15 protein-coding genes are annotated in these 17521 nt (G+C 42.7%); 3 read left to right on the plus strand and 12 right to left on the minus strand.

Features of this window, described 5'->3' with window-relative positions; genetic code table 11:
• Nucleotides 1-5: 5 nt before the first annotated feature.
• The 12 genes from V5G28_RS36110 to V5G28_RS36160 form a co-directional block, all read right to left on the minus strand.
• Complete coding sequence (locus V5G28_RS36110) at nucleotides 6-1799, minus strand: ABC transporter substrate-binding protein (RefSeq protein ID WP_332990305.1); 1794 nt, start codon at nucleotides 1797-1799, stop codon at nucleotides 6-8.
• Complete coding sequence (locus V5G28_RS36115) at nucleotides 1796-2824, minus strand: NAD-dependent epimerase/dehydratase family protein (RefSeq protein WP_332990308.1); 1029 nt, start codon at nucleotides 2822-2824, stop codon at nucleotides 1796-1798. Before V5G28_RS36115 ends, V5G28_RS36110 begins: the two co-directional genes overlap by 4 nt.
• 237 nt (nucleotides 2825-3061) lie before the next feature.
• On the minus strand, nucleotides 3062-3670 hold the full coding sequence (gene clpP, locus V5G28_RS36120) for an ATP-dependent Clp endopeptidase proteolytic subunit ClpP (protein WP_332990310.1): 609 nt from the start codon (nucleotides 3668-3670) through the stop codon (nucleotides 3062-3064).
• A 220-nt stretch (nucleotides 3671-3890) separates the two neighbouring features.
• The gene (locus tag V5G28_RS36125) at nucleotides 3891-4100 is read right to left on the minus strand and encodes a hypothetical protein (protein ID WP_332990312.1); all 210 of its coding nucleotides are present in this window, start codon (nucleotides 4098-4100) and stop codon (nucleotides 3891-3893) included.
• 154 nt (nucleotides 4101-4254) lie between these two features.
• A complete protein-coding gene (locus V5G28_RS36130) occupies nucleotides 4255-4854 on the minus strand; it encodes an SRPBCC family protein (RefSeq protein ID WP_332990314.1) in 600 nt (199 codons plus the stop codon).
• Nucleotides 4839-5174, minus strand: coding sequence for an ArsR/SmtB family transcription factor (locus tag V5G28_RS36135; RefSeq protein ID WP_041033416.1), 336 nt, complete (start codon nucleotides 5172-5174; stop codon nucleotides 4839-4841). The genes V5G28_RS36130 and V5G28_RS36135 overlap by 16 nt, the downstream gene beginning before the upstream one ends.
• Nucleotides 5175-5201: 27 nt before the next feature.
• Entirely contained in the window at nucleotides 5202-5372 is a 171-nt protein-coding gene (locus V5G28_RS36140) for a hypothetical protein (protein WP_332990320.1), read from the minus strand.
• Nucleotides 5373-5639: 267 nt separating this feature from the next.
• Complete coding sequence (locus V5G28_RS36145; RefSeq protein ID WP_332990322.1) at nucleotides 5640-5825, minus strand: hypothetical protein; 186 nt, start codon at nucleotides 5823-5825, stop codon at nucleotides 5640-5642.
• Between the two features lie 304 nt (nucleotides 5826-6129).
• Nucleotides 6130-6525 (minus strand): RNA-guided endonuclease InsQ/TnpB family protein, encoded by a 396-nt coding sequence (locus V5G28_RS36150; RefSeq protein WP_332990325.1) that lies wholly within the window; start codon nucleotides 6523-6525, stop codon nucleotides 6130-6132.
• A 10-nt stretch (nucleotides 6526-6535) separates the two neighbouring features.
• Nucleotides 6536-7132 (minus strand): RNA-guided endonuclease InsQ/TnpB family protein, encoded by a 597-nt coding sequence (locus V5G28_RS36155; protein WP_332990327.1) that lies wholly within the window; start codon nucleotides 7130-7132, stop codon nucleotides 6536-6538.
• Nucleotides 7133-7235: 103 nt separating this feature from the next.
• Nucleotides 7236-7349 (minus strand): helix-turn-helix domain-containing protein, encoded by a 114-nt coding sequence (locus V5G28_RS37010; RefSeq protein WP_442994329.1) that lies wholly within the window; start codon nucleotides 7347-7349, stop codon nucleotides 7236-7238.
• A gap of 240 nt (nucleotides 7350-7589) precedes the next feature.
• Nucleotides 7590-9473, minus strand: coding sequence for an AAA-like domain-containing protein (locus V5G28_RS36160; protein WP_332990330.1), 1884 nt, complete (start codon nucleotides 9471-9473; stop codon nucleotides 7590-7592).
• A 1598-nt stretch (nucleotides 9474-11071) separates the two neighbouring features.
• Here V5G28_RS36160 and V5G28_RS36165 point away from each other — a divergent pair.
• From V5G28_RS36165 to V5G28_RS36175, 3 genes are all read left to right on the plus strand, one after another.
• A complete protein-coding gene (locus tag V5G28_RS36165) occupies nucleotides 11072-12481 on the plus strand; it encodes a ParB/RepB/Spo0J family partition protein (protein WP_332990332.1) in 1410 nt (469 codons plus the stop codon).
• Nucleotides 12482-14269: 1788 nt separating this feature from the next.
• On the plus strand, nucleotides 14270-15634 hold the full coding sequence (locus V5G28_RS36170) for a cytochrome P450 (RefSeq protein WP_332990334.1): 1365 nt from the start codon (nucleotides 14270-14272) through the stop codon (nucleotides 15632-15634).
• 284 nt (nucleotides 15635-15918) lie between these two features.
• The gene (locus V5G28_RS36175) at nucleotides 15919-17283 is read left to right on the plus strand and encodes a cytochrome P450 (protein ID WP_332990336.1); all 1365 of its coding nucleotides are present in this window, start codon (nucleotides 15919-15921) and stop codon (nucleotides 17281-17283) included.
• Nucleotides 17284-17521 lie beyond the last annotated feature (238 nt).

Genomic DNA, 17521 nt, shown 5'->3' on the forward strand with positions numbered 1-17521 from the left:
ATGCCCTATTGTGTGACTTTGATTTCATGAATGTTCCAAAATTTGTGAGCAATGGGGGCATATTTGGCGGAGTATTTGATGCCTTGGATGCGATCGCGCACAGCCATCATTTCCAAGCGGTTAATCAAGTAAATACACGGTAAATACTCCTGAGCAAGCCGCTGAGTTTCGGCATAAACTGCTTTACGCTTTGCTTGATCAAACTCTTGTGCAGCTTGGCTGTACAGCTTGCCGATTTCTGCTTCCCAATCAGCTACCTCCCTACCTTGTATAGGCTTGTGTCCCGCTTGAGGGCTTAGATTAAACAAAGGACCTCCGTTTTGGGCAGTCCAGACACCTGCTAAATCGTTCGGTTCTAAACTGCTAAGAAAACTTCCAAAAGAAGTTTCCCAATCTTGGGAGTTAAAGAGCTTGTCTATAAGAGCATTATTTACCATTGTGACGAAATCGACTGCAATACCAATTTTGCTCAAGTCTTGTTTAATCTGCGATCCTATTGCGTCTGTTGTTTTGCTTCCCGCACCAGTAATTAAAGAGAAGCGAACGCGGTTGTCAAGAGCATCTAGTAGCTGATTTTTGTCGTTGTACTTAAATCCAGCTTTTAGTAGTAGTTCCTTCGCTTTTTGTGGATTGTAATCGTAAACTTTTAACCCTTCGGTGGGTGAAAGATAATAAGGACTTTGCGCGAGAATTGGAGAATTTTCTAGTTTACCCAAGCCCTGAAACGTGTTGTTAAGCATGGTTTGACGGTCGATGGCGTAGGCGACAGCTTGTCGAAATTCTACTGTATTAAACCAACGCGACTTTACTGGATCGACCAATGGTTTTCCATCTCTTGTCGCTTTATTCAGATTGAAAACAAGAAACTCTGGTCGGAAGCTAGGTTGCGCATAGATTTTGTAATTTCCCTGCTTTTCCTGCCGCTTCAGTAAAGAAAAGTGTTGCGGCTCCAGCGCTTCAACATCCAACCCGCCAGAACGAAATTGGAGCAAGGAAGTATCGGTCGATGCCACAATTTGCCAAACAATCCGTTCAATATAAGGTTGGGAATTGCCTTGAGCATCTTTGCGCCAGTAGTAAGGGTTGCGCCGGAACACCAAACGTTGACCAATATCGTAACGCTCTAGTATATAAGGACCGTTAGCGATCAGTTGATCGGGAGGAGTATCGGTGCCCCACTTGGTTATAAACATCGGCTTCCCCTCTTGGTCTTTCGTTTTCACCGATGCTTGGAGAGCATGGGCGGGTAAAACTTCAGCAGCTGTAATACCCAAGAAAGGAACATAGGGTTCTGGTAGAATAAATTCAATCCGATGCTCATCTAATTTGCGAACCTTGGGCAATGCCCTACTTTCACCAATCCGGAATGTATCAATGAGAACTGTGGGAATCTCTTGGTTAAGGTAAATATCTTTGTAGGTAAACACCACATCATCTGCTGTTAGAGGCTTACCATCAGACCATTTCAACCCATAACGCAAGTTAAAAACAATCCGTAATTTGTCGTCAGAAATTCGCCAAGATTCGGCTAAGGCTGGTTCAACTTTACCAGTTACTGGGTTTTCTTTGACCAACCCCTCATAAGTCAAGCCAAAAATATTAACTCCAGCTTGATTGAAGGCAGTGTTAAAGGTTTGGGGTTCGCCAAGGATAGTACTTACTAATTGATTAACTGGAGCAGATTGTGTTTGAAAGTGAGCTGAGTTGTAAGCGAAAACTATAAGTGCTGTTGTCACAATCAGGATGATTGGTAACCAAAAACGCCGGATTGGGGAAAGGATTGTAGTGAAACATTTCATACAAGCTTGGTCAAAATAGTATCTTCAGTTGCGTAGTCCAGTAACCAAGGTTCCGCCAACTTCTCAGGTTCCTTTGGTGGATGAGTCCGCTCCCAGTCTATAGTTCGTTGCAGTGCTTCCTCTGGGGGTACAACTTCCTTGTATCCCAACTCTTGGCGGATGCGAGTTGAGTCTACAAACCAGTGTTGCTCTGTGTTCACCGGCAGTTTCCACTCTACTGGTAACTTGTCTTTAGATACAGAAATTACCTTACCCTGCCATCGTGCGACCTTGCCAACTCTAGTTATCCGTTCAGCCTCGGAAAACACCTCTGCGTCGGCGACATGATAAATCCGACCCTTTGCCTGTTCATGACACACTGCTAGAGCGATCGCATATGCCACATTCTCCACATATCCATACGAGCCTCGCCACTCAGCAATACTCTCTTCCAACACAATAGCAGGGCGGTTATCATCTATGCGTTGTAAGTAGGGAAACAAGCGGTGTCGAATATCTCCTGGACCATAGACCATTGGTAGCCGTAAAATCGTGCCAGGTAAGTCAGGATCTGACATGACCACCCGTTCAACTAGAATCTTTTCGTAATCAACTGGCGCGTCTAGAGGTCTATTTGGCATCTCCCGAAAAGGATAAAGTGAAGAGCGCAGAGGCGAATCTTCAGTTAAGGGTACCGGAACAAGTTCAGATTCCCTGCCCAAAATCACGCCATAGGCACGATACACATCCATACTGCTGATAGCAACAACACGTTGGGCAATACCCTTAAACGTGTTCATCAGTGTCCGTGCATCCTGTTCAGTGTAGGCAAACATATCCAGGACGACTTGGGGCGAAATCTCCTCAAACTTGTTTTTGAACTTGTCTAGGTGAGTGCGTTCACCCAAAATGCGATGCACATCTGATGGTAATTCAACTATGCTTTTTCCTCGATGGAATACAGTCACCTCATAACCCATACCACAGAGGCGACGAACGACAGGAGGACCAATAAAGTTAGTGCCACCAATGACTAGAATTTTCATCTTTGAAATCCTGTTCATCAATCAGTTTTTTATCTAAGCACCAAGACGCCAAGGACACTAAGAAGTTTTGTGTCTTTACATCTTTGCATCAAGTAAATTCAAAACAAATATCAGCCTCCATTCAACTGATTGTCAATGTGGGAGTTGGTTGAACATTAGACTTCTTGCATTCATTGCAAAACAAAGAATAATTAACCACAGATGGACACAGATGGAATCAAAGAAATGCAATCTTGTCTATTGAACAGAGGTAGGCGTTTTCAGGATAACACCGTCAATTAAGCCGTAAGCCTTTGCCTCTTCAGCACTCATGAAAAAGTCTCGGTCTGAATCACGTTCAATCTTCTCTAATGGTTGACCAGTATTAGCAGCTAATATCTTGTTGATAGTTTCTTTGGTACGCAAAATTTCTCTAGCTGCAACCTCAATATCACTAGCCACTCCCTGAGCGCCTCCTGAAGGTTGATGAATCATAATCCGAGCATTTGGCAGAGCATATCTTTTGCCCTGAGTACCTGAAGAAAGCAAGAATGCTCCCATTGAAGCGGCAAAACCGACACAGGCAGTACAAACATCACAACGAATTTGATTCATGGCATCGTAAACAGCCATTCCTGCTGTTACTGAACCTCCAGGACTGTTAATGTATAATGTGATGTCTCGTTCTGGGTCATCAGCATCCAGAAACAACAATTGCGCAACTATCAAATTAGCCGTTTCATCTGTGACTTCACTCTTCAAAAATACAATTCGCTCTGCAAGTAAGCGCGAATAAATATCAAAGGCTTTGTCTCCTTTGTCTGATGGTTGAATAACCATTGGAATGCTGAGTTGAGGATTGTTCATAGCGTTTTTCTCCAAATAGTAGACAAATTGAAATCAACCTAACTGCCCAAATAGCTAGGATATTTACAAAATTATTTTTCTGAGCAAATTTCAAGTAGGGAGCTACTGAAAAACTCCCATCTTACCAAGACGAATCGTCAATATTTCGACAGATGTGATTGCTCTATGAGGACCATTTTTAGTGTTAGCAGGTGTCAACCAAAATGTTCCTGGTGTGCATTCATGCCCCCCTGTTTCGATAGTTCCATGAAGAACATAGACCATCACAAGGATGAAAATGAACTGGAATTACAGTGCCAGCAGCCATTTGTAATTTATGGATTGAACCTTGTGCTACTGGTTCCGCCAATGACAGTATTTTTGTTCCTGGAAGTTGCTCAATTTCCTGCCACTGTCCAGTGTGAGTGTCAACAAAATTTTGTTCAGTCATATTTCATTGCTCAAGTTTGAAACTTATCTCACCAAAGTTTGTAATGCTAGAAGCATCAACTTTTACAGAGATAATTTATCTGTGTTCCATAAGTGTGCAGATGTGGTTCTAAATATTCATTAATCATGCTTTTGTAAGAAGACTATTATTTTCTTCACGAGAGAACTTGTGGCAATGTATGTTCAAGTTTGTACTCCCACCTACCACAGAGATAGGAAGTAAGAATCACGCTCGTCGATGCCTGAAATTCTATACCTCTTGACCAATAATTGGACAATTGATGTTCGCCACTCGTTCTTATAAAAGTTCTTGTTTGCAAGGCAGATGCTGATTTTATCTGTGCAAGTGACTTTTTATATAGAGCAGTTGTTGTCGTTTGCTCATGCACAGACTCACCTTGCCACGGTTCTCGCGATCCAGTCATGGCGGTTTCTAGAATTCTATGTTGCAAGCGCACCTGAGTACCGCCTTCTTGTGGTTCCAAAATCCAGGTGACAATGGAAGGCTGAGGCATGAATTTATCCTGCCAAGTGTAGGAAAGCCGCTTTGGCTCTTCTAGTTCAATGACTTCGCAATCAATACTTTCATCGAGTCCTGGCAGTGTAGACTCCTGAAATCGGAATTTGTGTCCTACACGCGGCTCAAAGTCATTTTCCATCAACCATGCAGCTAAGGCGCGACGGTTGGTGAGTACCTGCCAAACTCGTTGTGGCGGATATGGATAAAAAACTTCCTTGTTCAAGTTTCGGAGCATGAATCTTCCTCCAAATAGTTGCTTAGGGCATCCAGTTTTTCTTGCCAGAACTGTTCGTAATGTGCAATCCAGTCAGAAATCTGCTTAAGAGGCTCCGGGTTCAGGCGATATAACCGCTGTCGCCCTGCTTTTCGCATTTGTACTAATCCTACTTCACAAAGCACTTGTAAGTGCTGAGAAATCGCTGGCAAGCTCATGGCGAAAGGCTCAGCCAACTGTTTAACTGGTTGCTCACCAGTACGTAACTGATCCAATATCGCCCGTCGTGTTGGATCTGCGATCGCTGCAAAAACATCAGCACTGGCAGCTAGTCTACTCATAATTTGCAGAAGTATAGAAAAATCTTCCTAAGCTACTGCTTTATTCGGTGTTACCCGGATTGGGGCAACGACTAGCCCCTTGATTCCATGCCCGTATAAGTTTAGTATTGCTTTTTTGCCAATATTTAAAAGGGTGTTCATATTTGCGTTGATTCCTCTGCCATTGCTGGCAATGTGCCGTTCAACTGGTTGTATCATTAGCGCCATCCTTATATTTAAGCTAATGCTTAACTATTTTTATGATAGATAAGTATTTGCTTAAATGTCAAGAAGAAAGGTAGAAGATAGAAAGCACAGGTATAAAAATAATCAGTAGGGGCAAGAAAGCCACCACCCAGAAGCATCGGTGTGTCGTGTGATGCTGATTTGAACGGAGCGAAAATGATTGCGTTATTGGGGCAGTCTGTAAACCTGCCTGGAGGCTCGAACGGTCTGTGCTGTAATCTCAGCACGGACTCTTCAGGGCTACTGAAAGCCCACACTGTACCGCAAGGTCAGTGTGGGTAGTTTACTCCACATATCAATCTCTTGTATTTTGATGCGGTCCTGCAATTCGTAGCGCTTCACAAAGTCTTCGGCGATCGCACATACTGTAGGTCGCTCAAGGATAACTGCTTGTAAACCTTCGTGCCAAAGCAATTTCATGCTCATGAGTTTTGAACAACTCTTGTTCGCCGTAAAGTTGCGAGGAATTTGTAATTACAGCGTTGTATAGACTGTCGAACGAGTGACATCCTCCTGCATCAAATCAAAGATTATGATGCAGGCTTCCCAAAATCACTTCTGAGAAAATTTCCTGGTTTTTCCCTTACGGGGTTTCGACACTTGCCTAGATTGAGTTACCTCAATCCCCGGTAGCCCGTCTGCGCAGGCAGTTTCCATTCCGCCAAGCCCTGGCGTACTAACTAGGGTAATGCCCCTATTTCTAATGTTTTGACCTGCTGCTACATCCCTGTCAGTTGTATATCCGCTGCGGAGGACAACAATGGATTCTAACAGCTAGGTCTTTTTTGACTTCACCCCCGCATTCAGGACACATTTGAGAAGTCCCTCTGGCATCAACTTCCCCAAAGAACTTTCCTCTTTTCCAACACACATATTTGACGATGGTTCTAAACTGACCAAACCCAGCATCAAGCATATGTTTTCCAAAGATTCCTTTGGCACTGGTGCGGTAATCCAAGTCTTCCATGAAGACCATGTCGCCAGCGTCACAAAGAGCGTGGGCTTGCTTAAAGTGAAAATCCTTCCTTGTATTGTCAATTTGGTGATGAAGTCGTGCAACCACTAGGCGCTGCTTCTCGTAATTCTTAGACCGTTTCTGTTTTCTAGAAAGCCTGCGTTGCAGCAATTTCAGCGAGCTAAAGCAGCTTCTTGAAAAACTTAGGCGGTTTTACGAGAGTACCGTCACTGGTTGCCAAAAACTTTTCCAATCCGATATCAACTCCAATGGGATGACCATGAGGATCTGGATCAGGGATACTGACATGACACTGAATATTGAGTGATGCGTAGCATCGGTCGGCTTTCCTCATGATTCTCACTTGCTTGACAACGAACCCATTAGGAATAGGTCGATGCAAGTTGATAGGAATCATTCCAATCTTAGGCAATTTGATATGCAAATTCGTTACTGGATTTTCCCTAAACTGAGGAAACAGCAACGACTTAAATTGTCCATACTTTTTAAATCGGGGAAAGCCAAATCCTATGCGTTGAAAATATTCCCATCCGCGATGCAGTTGCTTAATAGCTTGCTGGAGTACCTGAGAAGGAATTTCACTCAATTTGGGAAAGTCTTTCTTGGCTTCTGGCAAGTTGTTAAGCTGATTGACCTCATTGGGAAATCTCAAGACGGCAGGAAGGATGTACTCTTTTTCCAAGGAGCATCTATCAATCAAACATTTGCGACTATCACACCAATCTTTTATCTCTCGAAGTGCATAGTTATATGCCAATACGGTTCAGTTAGTGGTGTTTAGTTTTGTTAAGATCCCCCAACCCCCTTAAAAAGGGGGCTTAGTCCCCTCCTTTTTAAGGAGGGCTAGGGAGGATCAATCCTTAACTGAACTGTATTGAGTTATATGCGCCTCGACAAATTTCCATCCACTCAATCAATGTCTGCTCTTGACTGGTGCTTGGATAGATTCGGTATCGATAGTTAAGTGTTAGCATGGAATGAACTATAGCACATTTACTAGAGATTGGCTTTAGTGGTGGAGTTTCTACATACAAACATTGCGCTGAACCTACTTTAATGGATGAATGGTACCTAAAATTGAGGCAAGAAGGGCAGGCTGAACACTTGTTAAAGTTATATGATTATGATGGCAAATTATTAAGTGATAAAATCTCCAGTGCGACAATTATGACAGTAGGAGATAATAGACTAACGATTGTCTCACGGCTATATGACTAGAACTTATTGTGCAAGTTAATTATTGGATTATACTCATTATCTGTATGTAAATCTATGAAGTAATCTTCAAAGCTTGCGTATTTTCGTAAGGGTTCTACTTCTGGTATGTTTTCATGCCAATAGTATACTAGGTATAGTTTACGAGCGATCGCATTTAAATCTTCTATGAGAATTCTCAGCCCTTCTTCATCTCCACGCTCCAACTTCCTTGCTAGAGCAATTTTGATTCCTGTAGTTTCAGCAAGCCATCTCGAAAGTGCCTCTCCACGAATTTTGACAATTCCAGTTTGAAGGGCACCTGACAATGCTAAATGATTAGCTAGGCGAACACAGTCACGAGCTGTTAGTCTGTAAGCTCTTTGTTGTCTAACAACCTTTTTTTTTCTCATATTCATGAGTAAAGGTTTTATTTTAGCTTTGCAACTGGAAGTTTTGAGGTGAGAAATGGATTCTTTTGAGGCATGATTAGATAAGTCTTCTGTAATTAGAGTTGGGCTAGTTACTTCAGCAGCAGTTAACATCTGCTCTCGCTTATTCTCTTCCCCAAAGTTTTGCTCAACAAAATACTTTCGATACAACTCGCAAGATACAGTACATTTATTCCCTTGAAATTTCACTAACCCTATACTTTCTAATTTGTATGCCAATATATGGTTGAGTTCCAAACTGCCTGCGGTAATCACCTGTTGAAGTGCTTTTGCTAATTCAACGTTCTGTTGCAAAAGTGCTAAATGTTCCTGCAAGTAAGCCCTATAAATTCCGTTAATTGTGGGAGCTTCTTGTAATAACTGATCTAAATTTGTTTGGGGATCATTAACAAGATGATAAAGTGCGAGCCTTAGTAAATACGGATGTCCTCCCACCATTGCTTGTAGAGAGCGAGCATTCTGTATTCCTACGGCATCTGTCCAATCTAGTCCATGGCGTTGTGCTAAATCCTGAATTTGCTCTAAATTAAACTCAGGTAACTGAATCACTAGCCCGACGTTAAAAGGAGATTGATTGACATCTAATTGAATAAAAATTTCTGTAGAATAAACAACAACGAACCGAAGTTTTTGCAGTCCCTCATTTTGTTTAGTCTCCTCATGCCACGAACGTAGCAGTGATAAAAATTCAGAGGCAAGTTTGGGATAGTCAAAAATCCGATTTACCTCTTTCAGAGCTAAGACTACGGGAACGTCTATTTGTGATAACAGATAACTTTGTAAATAGATTGTACAGCTCATCTTACTACCAAGGTCTTCATCCCAATAATCATCGAGCATTGGTTGTAGCTGTAGCTGCCAGCTAATGTTAGCACAAAACCAGCGCAAAAATTTATCAAGGGAGGAGAAAACGACCTCGTCTGCTTGCTGAAAATCCAAACTTACAGTGCGGTAGCCAAGACAGACAGCGTGATCGATAATCCGTAGCATCAAGGAAGTTTTACCCGTTTTGCTAGGAGCCTTAATGCGGATAATACACCCTGGTTTTGTGATTTCTGCGTAGGCTAGTTTTTCAGATGGGAAGCGAGAAATGTAAAATTTGGAATTAAGCGGTACGGGACCACTGGGAAATTCAATAGATGTAGCTTCAGATGTAGCTTCGCTTTGGTGACTAAATTTCTCAATTAACTGCCGTTGCTCCAAACTGAGGGGACGTGGCTCTAAAGTTGAGCGAAAGTTATGTTTGGTAATTGGTTCTCCAAAGAAATCACTCAATAATGACCACACTCCAGAGGCAACTTTCCTAAGATGTGAGGCTCTATAGTGTATGTTGCCTGCCATGGTAGTGTAAGTTTTTCCTTCCCAAGAAGAATGTAGCACCACTTCTTGAAGGGGCGTTAAAACAGTCTGCTGGCTGGCATTGAGTAGCTGAATCACTTCTTCAATTGTCATACAAGTTGCCTTTAAAAGCTAATCCTCAGTAAATATATAGAAACCTGATTTTCACTCCAGAGGCTGGTTAGTTTTAAAGAAAGTATTGTCTAGTGAACTTTTTTTGTCACTAACACAGTACTATCAAGGGCGGTGCCGTTTATTGGGCACAAGGATGCACGTCCCGTTGGTGAAATTCAAGTGGCTTTGAGATAGCTAAAAACTTTCATTTATTAAAGTTCGTTAGAGGATGTTTGGAAAGTTGGAATGCGAGACATCATCAAAATCCTCTCAAACCTAACCCCCCTAACCCTTCCCACCTCTTTTTAACCCTCCCCTAAAACCGGAGGGAAGCGGAAAAACTTTTTTTATTGGAATGGGGGGTTTCAAAGCCTCTCCTCCCACAGGGGGAGAGGAATGGAAGTGGGGTTCTTCAGTAAACTTTGCGACTTTTCAAACATCTTCTTAGAAAAGAAAAACAACTTTATCTGCATTCCACAAAAATTTTCTCAATTTTATTAGCAACACGCAAGGACAGTTAAGACAGTTAAGACAGTTAAGCAAATAATTAGCTAACAATAAGCAATATTATTCTTTTTACATAAAATTTATTAAGATACTTTATAGATTGACAAAAATATTACTATATACTAAAGCCCGAATTTTGTGCTTAATACTTTTGACACCTCTTTGCCCAATACGGTTGGGTTAAGCTGTAGGCGGTCTTAAGTAAGGAAAACGAGAGTGTTTCGTTTTTTTACTCCTACCCCCTTGTGTATCGGTTTCTTGGACAGAAACTTAGCTCTAGTTTTTTGACAAGGGGATTACTTCTTCCCTCTAGTGGCTGTATCTGCTCCCACGCGAATTTCCCTCACGCAAGCGTGAAAACAAAAGGAATTTCTTCTGGCTGAAGGCCTCACTTTACCTGGTTTTACGCTTAACCGAACTGTATTGCATTACCTTCGCTTGTCACGAATGTGTCAAATACAAGTATTGACAAAAAATAAAAATCATGAAACTGCTATACTGATTGGAATATAGCGGTTTTTATATTAAGCTTTTTGAGAAAAATCCTGAAAATATTGTGCTTATTTTTACCAAATTATCTTTAGCCCTCGGATAACATGAGTACAAAATGTATCCTCTTTTTGAAAGATTAGGGAACATTTTTCTCTTGACAAAGCTTGATTGATTGCAAGTAGAATAAATTACGAAATATAAAAATTTCAAAAAAAGCGCAAAGTTAGTTTGACATCGATAACTAGTGTTTCCCCACGGCGATAGAGTTTGGTATCATTTGTACTTCATGAGCTCTACATCTATGACGAGTGGTAGTTTGTCGCAAAATGCCTTTCAAGCATCACGAATAGACCCTTCTGCTTTTAAGAGAATTCTAAATGGTCTAATCTCCAATTCTCCCTTGACGAATTTTCAAAACTCTTGATTTTTAAAATAACTGGCTGAGTATATTGTTGAAATCCTTAAAAGACGGATGCGACTTATGGATGTGGGCGTTCTCCTATAAGTAGGTGACCATGTATTTGTCGCCTCCCCACATTCAGCTTGTTCCGGAAATTACAATGTCCAGCAGTTTTTTCATCAGTAGGAGGTGCCAGGTAATGTCATATCTTGAAATCTCACTCATCCGTAGCGATCGCGCTACTCAACCCAGAGCTCACCTCAACCAAAAGTTAATTGGTGAGTATGCTGAAGCCATGACAACAGGAGTAAAATTTCCTCCTGTGACTGTTTTCTACGACGACATCAATTACTGGCTGGCAGATGGATTTCACCGATTAGAGGCGGCTTTAAAGACGGGAGCTTCTAGCATTGCAGTAGACATTCGACAAGGAACCTACCGAGACGCGGTTCTTTATTCAGTTGGTGCTAATGCGAAACATGGATTGAGGCGCTCCAATACTGACAAGAGGAGAGCTGTGCTGACATTACTTGCTGATCCTGAATGGTCACAGTGGAGCAACAACGAAATAGCGAAGCAATGTTGTGTTGCTGAAGGGTTAGTACGTAAGCTCAAGGAGGAACTATGTTCGTACAAAACGAAGATAGACTCTGCATATGCCAAAAAGTATGGCATTGATGAGGACACTTTGAAGAAGGCGCAGCAAAGGTTTATCGCTCAACCGCAAGAGCGCATAGCTCAACGCTGTGGTACAACTTACATTATCAATACTGCCAATATTGGTAAACGAAACAAAACAATAGTTTCCATCGATTCCACCGAAAAGTCCTCCCTTGTTGAAGTCCTGAAAGCAGAATCTACTGTTGAAATAAACGGTAGTGCAGACCAAACTCGAGAGCACTTACTTAATGAAGCACAGATACAGACGCCAATGCTATTTGATAGCAACTTCATTTATCACAGAGATTTTGATAGTCCTAAATTTTCCGAGGTTTCTGAAATGAAGTTGCCAAGTGCAGTTGGAGTCCATGTCTTAACTCCTTATACAGACAAATTTTTTCATCAAGAGGACTTGAGCTCAATAGCACCCTTAAAACATTTTGAGGTGGGCGATAACATCTGTATCCAGCATTCATACAACAGTGACATTGAAAACACTTGGATAAACAAAACTCCAAATATGTGCCACGTGACGACTGACAAACTACTTGAAGTGGATGTTGAGGGACAACAAACACAAAAGTTTATGGTCAAACCAGATTGTGTGGAACAACTAGAGCCACAAGTCGAAAAGACACAGGACGACAAACTAGAATCTGAAGCTACTGAGGAATTTTATCAGCTAAATACAAACGTCCGCGTTATCAACATCAAACAGGAAAGTCAACAACAGGTTGAGAAAGTCGTTCAAACTTTTGAGGTCACTTTCCCTGGTGCTTGTATCGAGATTGAAGGTTGTCCAAATACACTAGTTCTACTGTTTCAGCAAATGCATGACAATCCTAAGTTTGCTGAAGAAGTCTTGCGACAGGCATACTTACCGGAAGAAAGGCAGAGGGCAGAGGGCAGCTATGCTGAAGGAAAGATAGTAACTTTTATACAAAGGTAAGTCCTCTGTGCTCTGCCATATGGTAAGACAGCCCCCTACCTTATGGATGGAGACAAATAATAGAGTGCAAACTTTATTAAATCCCCCACTTTTAAGCGTGGGGATGCCCTTCTGCCTTCTGCCGCGCGTACTTCTGCCTTCTTAACGGAAGAAAGGCAGAGGGCAGAGGGCAGCTATGCTGAAGGAAAGATAGTAACTTTTATACAAAGGTAAGTCCTCTGTGCTCTGCCATATGGTAAGACAGCCCCCTACCTTATGGATGGAGACAAATAATAGAGTGCAAACTTTATTAAATCCCCCGCTTTTAAGCGTGGGGATGTCCCTTCTGCCTTCTGCCGCGCGTACTTCTGCCTTCTTAAGTAGACACAACTTAGAGCCTGTCGCTTAAGAAACAATACAGTTCAGTTAAGAATGTTTGTAGGTTGAGCAAACCCGTGGGGTTACCCAACTAACACGTTGATAATGTTGGGTTTCGTTGCTTTGCGCAATCGCCCAAAGGGCAGTGGGCACCAATCGCCTACGGCGGGTGCTCCGCACCAATGCCCTTTGGGCACGCTGCTTTGTGTTGGCACAAGCCTCCGCAGGACTTACGCACCTTGCGCGCCTTTCTTTGGGAGCATCGCACATAAAAGCAGTGCCCTGAGTTCCTCCGGAATACGCTGCGCGTACCCCGTTTCGGGGGCGCTTTGCCCTTACGTGCGATTGCACCCTACTAAAATTAGCCAGTTGAAACAATAGACCTCTTGCAAAAATGCTTGAATTGTCATGTTTACCGAGTGAGAACATCTCTGGAGATTCTGAGTCCCTTCGGGACACGCTACGCGAACGCTACACTGCGTTTCGCTCAGAATGACATTCACGTTTTTTGACTTTTGCAAGAAGTCTAATGAAATAAGGTTTTGAGATGTTTGTTGTTAAGAACGAGCCAGAAAATGAATAATTTCTGCGCTCGGAAATGAGCAGATTTTAGACTGGTAATATTAATGCCCCCAGAAAGTACCTGACTAACACTCTTTCATCACTATGTAGAGAGAAAAATTATGCCCTAATTTGGAAATCCACGTTTTTTCAAGGTTGCGGCGCTTTATTCCTAACAAAGAAGCTAAAACATTAGTCAATTGATAAAAGCCTTAGTAAATAAGGATTTTATATTTTTCTCTAGCGACAGTGATGGAAGAACGCTAACCCACAAATTGTGAAAATCACCTGTTTATATTTCAATACGGTTGGTGTTAGCGCCAAAAACCTTAAACTGCGTAGGTTGGGCCCTTGGAACGAAACCCAACATTTTTCGTGGTTTGTTGGGTAACACGAGCGTTCAACCCAACCTACGATTATCCTTAACAGCAACCGTATTGGTTTATATTTTTCTTGATTAAGGCGAAATCTTTTTTGGGGAAGTCGAAAGATTTTAACCAGACGTATGGTGTGCTCCACGAAAATGCGTTTGGTTGATAGTTCTTTGTTTTAATGTAAAGAAGTGAAGTAACGAGTCATTAACTTAAGTTATGTTGGTTCTGGAAAAAAATAAGATTTTCTATGTTCAAAAATATTTTTTATCCCCTATACTAGTGGAAGATTACCATTTCAAATTCCCGTCAAAAGTTAAGCACTAAAAATTTAAGCACATAGTGCGTTGTTGCCAGTAAGGTGTAAGAGCAACTTGTTTTATATTTCGAGTGAAACAGTTTCTAAATACAGACTTCCATACTCTCCTTATTTAGGAAAAATTTCAAAAAACAAAAGCTATAAAGCTTAGGAATACTATTTAGATCTGCACACATAATTATGAAACTTCCTGATGGTCCTCGGATGCCAATCTGGCTACAGACAATCCAGCGGATTGCACGTCCCTTTGAATTTTTTGATGAACTGGGGAAACAGTACGGTGACGCTTTCACGCTAGGAGATAGAAACAATTCTCCAACCGTGTATTTGAGTCACCCTCAAGCGATTAAAGAAATCTTCTCTGCCGATCCAAATTTGTTTGAAAGTGACCACCCGATTCAGGCCGAAACGATTGTAGGAAAGTATTCTGTGGCGATGGCAGACGGCGAAGTTCATAAACGCCAGCGCCGTTTGCTGTTGCCCCCTTTTCATGGGGACCGGATGCGGGCCTACGGTCAACTCATTTGTGATATCACCCAGCAAGTGATGGCTAGACGGACGATTGGTGAAACCTTCCTAGTTCGTCCAGTCATGGAAGAGATTACCCTACGTGTGATGCTGCAAGCCGTTTTTGGTCTGCATCAAGGACCGCGTTACGAGCAATTAAGAGAATTGTTCGGTTCATTCTTAGAGACAGTCGACTCTACCCTCAAGGCAAGCTTGCTGTTTATTCCTGCCCTTCGATGGGACTTGGGTTCTTGGAGTCCGTGGGGAAAATTTGTCCGCCTGCAAAAGCAAATTGATCAACTGCTTTACAGCGAAATCCAAGAACGACGGCAGTCAATGGATTCTGAGCGTACTGATATCCTTACCTTATTGCTAATGGCTCGCGATGAAGCAGGTCAGCCCATGACTGATGTGGAATTGCGCGATCAACTCATGACGTTGTTGTTTGCAGGTCATGAAACTACTGCGAGTGCATTGGGCTTAGCCCTGCATTCGCTTCACTATCACCCACAGATCAACAGCAAGCTCGAGAGTGAGCTTGACACTATCGGCATTGATACCGACCTAAGCTTAATCGCCAAGTTTCCCTATCTCACTGCGGTTTGTCAAGAAACACTGCGCTTGTACCCAGTGACTGCTCATACTAATCCTCGCAAGCTGAAAGCACCATTGGAAATTATGGGTTACCAGTTTGATCCAGGTACAGTACTGATAGGCTTGTCTTATCTAACTCACCAACGTGAAGATTTATACCCACAGCCGAAGCAATTTAACCCAGAACGCTTTCTTGAGCGGCAATTTGCCCCGTACGAGTATTTGCCTTTTGGAGGCGGCTACCGTGGCTGCATTGGCATGGCATTTGCCCAGTTTGAAATGAAATTAGTCCTAGCTACGATTTTATCGGGCTGGCAACTGGCTCTAGTAGAGCAGCGCCCGATCAAGGTTGTACGCCACACCGCAACCTACGCTCCTCCATCTAGTCTGCGAATGGTTGTGACAGGTCAACGTCAGTCTCAAAAGGTTCTGTCTACAGTCTGATCCGGCAACCAGCTAGCAGGTAACTCAAATGTGATTTTGTACGGCTTAATTCGTACTGTACTAATTTCTACCTACTGACAGCGGACAGGAAAATTTTTCGACAGTTTTGGATACCTGTAGAGACTGTACTGTACGGTCTGTACCAACCGATTGTTAATGTCCCACTGTACTAGTTAAAAACATCATTCAGATAGAATATTGGGTCTGTTGAGCAACAGTTGGCAAAATAATCACTTCAACAGTAGTCTATTACTTTTTACACAAGGGAACACAAGGCAAAGCTTATGAAACTTCCTGATGGTCCTCGGATACCAAACTGGCTACACACAATCCAGCTTATTGTACGTCCCTTTGAATTTTTTGATAAACTGGCACAACAGTATGGTGATGCTTTCACGATAGGAGATAGAAACAATTCTCCAACTGTGTATTTGAGTCACCCTCAAGCGATTAAAGAAATCTTTTCTGCCGCTCCAAATTTGTTTGAAAGTCGTCAGATAACTGAAGTTGAAACGGTTGTAGGGAAGTACTCCCTGGTGGTGACCGACGGCGAATTTCATCAACGCCAGCGTCGTCTCCTCATACCCCCCTTTCATGGGGAGCGTATGCGGACCTACGGCCAACTGATTCGTGATATCACCCAGCAAGTGATGGCAAAATGGACGATTGGTGAAGCTTTCTCAGTTCGTCTAGCTATGCAAGAGATTACCTTACGTGTGATGCTGCAAGCCGTTTTTGGTCTGCATCAAGGACTACGTTACGAGCAATTAAGAGAATTGCTCTGTTCATTCTTGGATACAATCAGCTCGACCCTGAAAGCAAGCCTGCTGTTTATTCCTGCCCTTCGATGGGATTTGGGTCCTTGGAGTCCGTGGGGAAAATTTGTGCGCCTGCAAAAGCAAATTGATCAACTGCTTTACAGCGAAATCCAAGAACGACGGCAGTCAATGGATTATGAGCGTACCGATATCCTTACCCTATTGCTAATGGCTCGTGATGAAGACGGTCAGCCTATGACTGATGTGGAGTTGCGCGATCAACTTATGACGCTGTTGTTTGCGGGTCATGACACCACTGCAAGTACATTGACATCAGCCCTGCACTCGATTCACTATCATCCACAGGTCAAGAGCAAGCTCGAGAGTGAGATTGACACTATTGGCATTGATACTGACCCAAACTTGGCAAGCAAGCTTCCTTATCTAAATGCGGTTTGTCAAGAAACACTGCGCTTGTACCCAGTGATTGCTCATACTAATCCTCGCCACCTGAAAGCGCCATTGGAAATTATGGGTTACCAGTTTGATCCAGGTACAACACTAATAGTCTTGTCTTATCTAACTCACCAACGTGAAGATTTGTACCCACAGCCGAGGCAATTTAAGCCAGAACGCTTTCTTGAGCGGCAATTTGCCCCCTACGAGTATTTGCCGTTTGGAGGCGGTCATCGTGGCTGCATTGGCATGGCATTTGCCCAGTTTGAAATGAAATTAGTCCTGGCTACCATTTTATCGGGCTGGCAACTCGCTCTAGTAGAGCAGCGCCCCATCAAGCTTGTACGCCACACCACAACCTACGCTCCTCCATCTAGCCTGGAAATGGTTGTGACAGCTCAACGTCAGTCTCAAAAGGTTCTGTCTACAGTCTGACCTGGCAACAGATTAACAAACAACTTAAATGTGATTTTGTGAAATTGCCCAACTCACATCTTGCACCAAGAAAAAATGATGTCAATTTGACACACCGTACTAACCCTCAAACCCTTATTGTACCGAGAAAAGCCAAGAAAAACACTGTAGCTTTCTTACGCTGCTTTTGGCTAAACCCAGGGTTATACGGATAGGTGCAAGATCTGAGCCAAGGGGCACTGCCCTACGCGCGATAGCA

This window comes from Scytonema sp. PRP1, assembly GCF_036697665.2.
GTDB lineage: Bacteria > Cyanobacteriota > Cyanobacteriia > Cyanobacteriales > Nostocaceae > Kalymmatonema > Kalymmatonema gypsitolerans.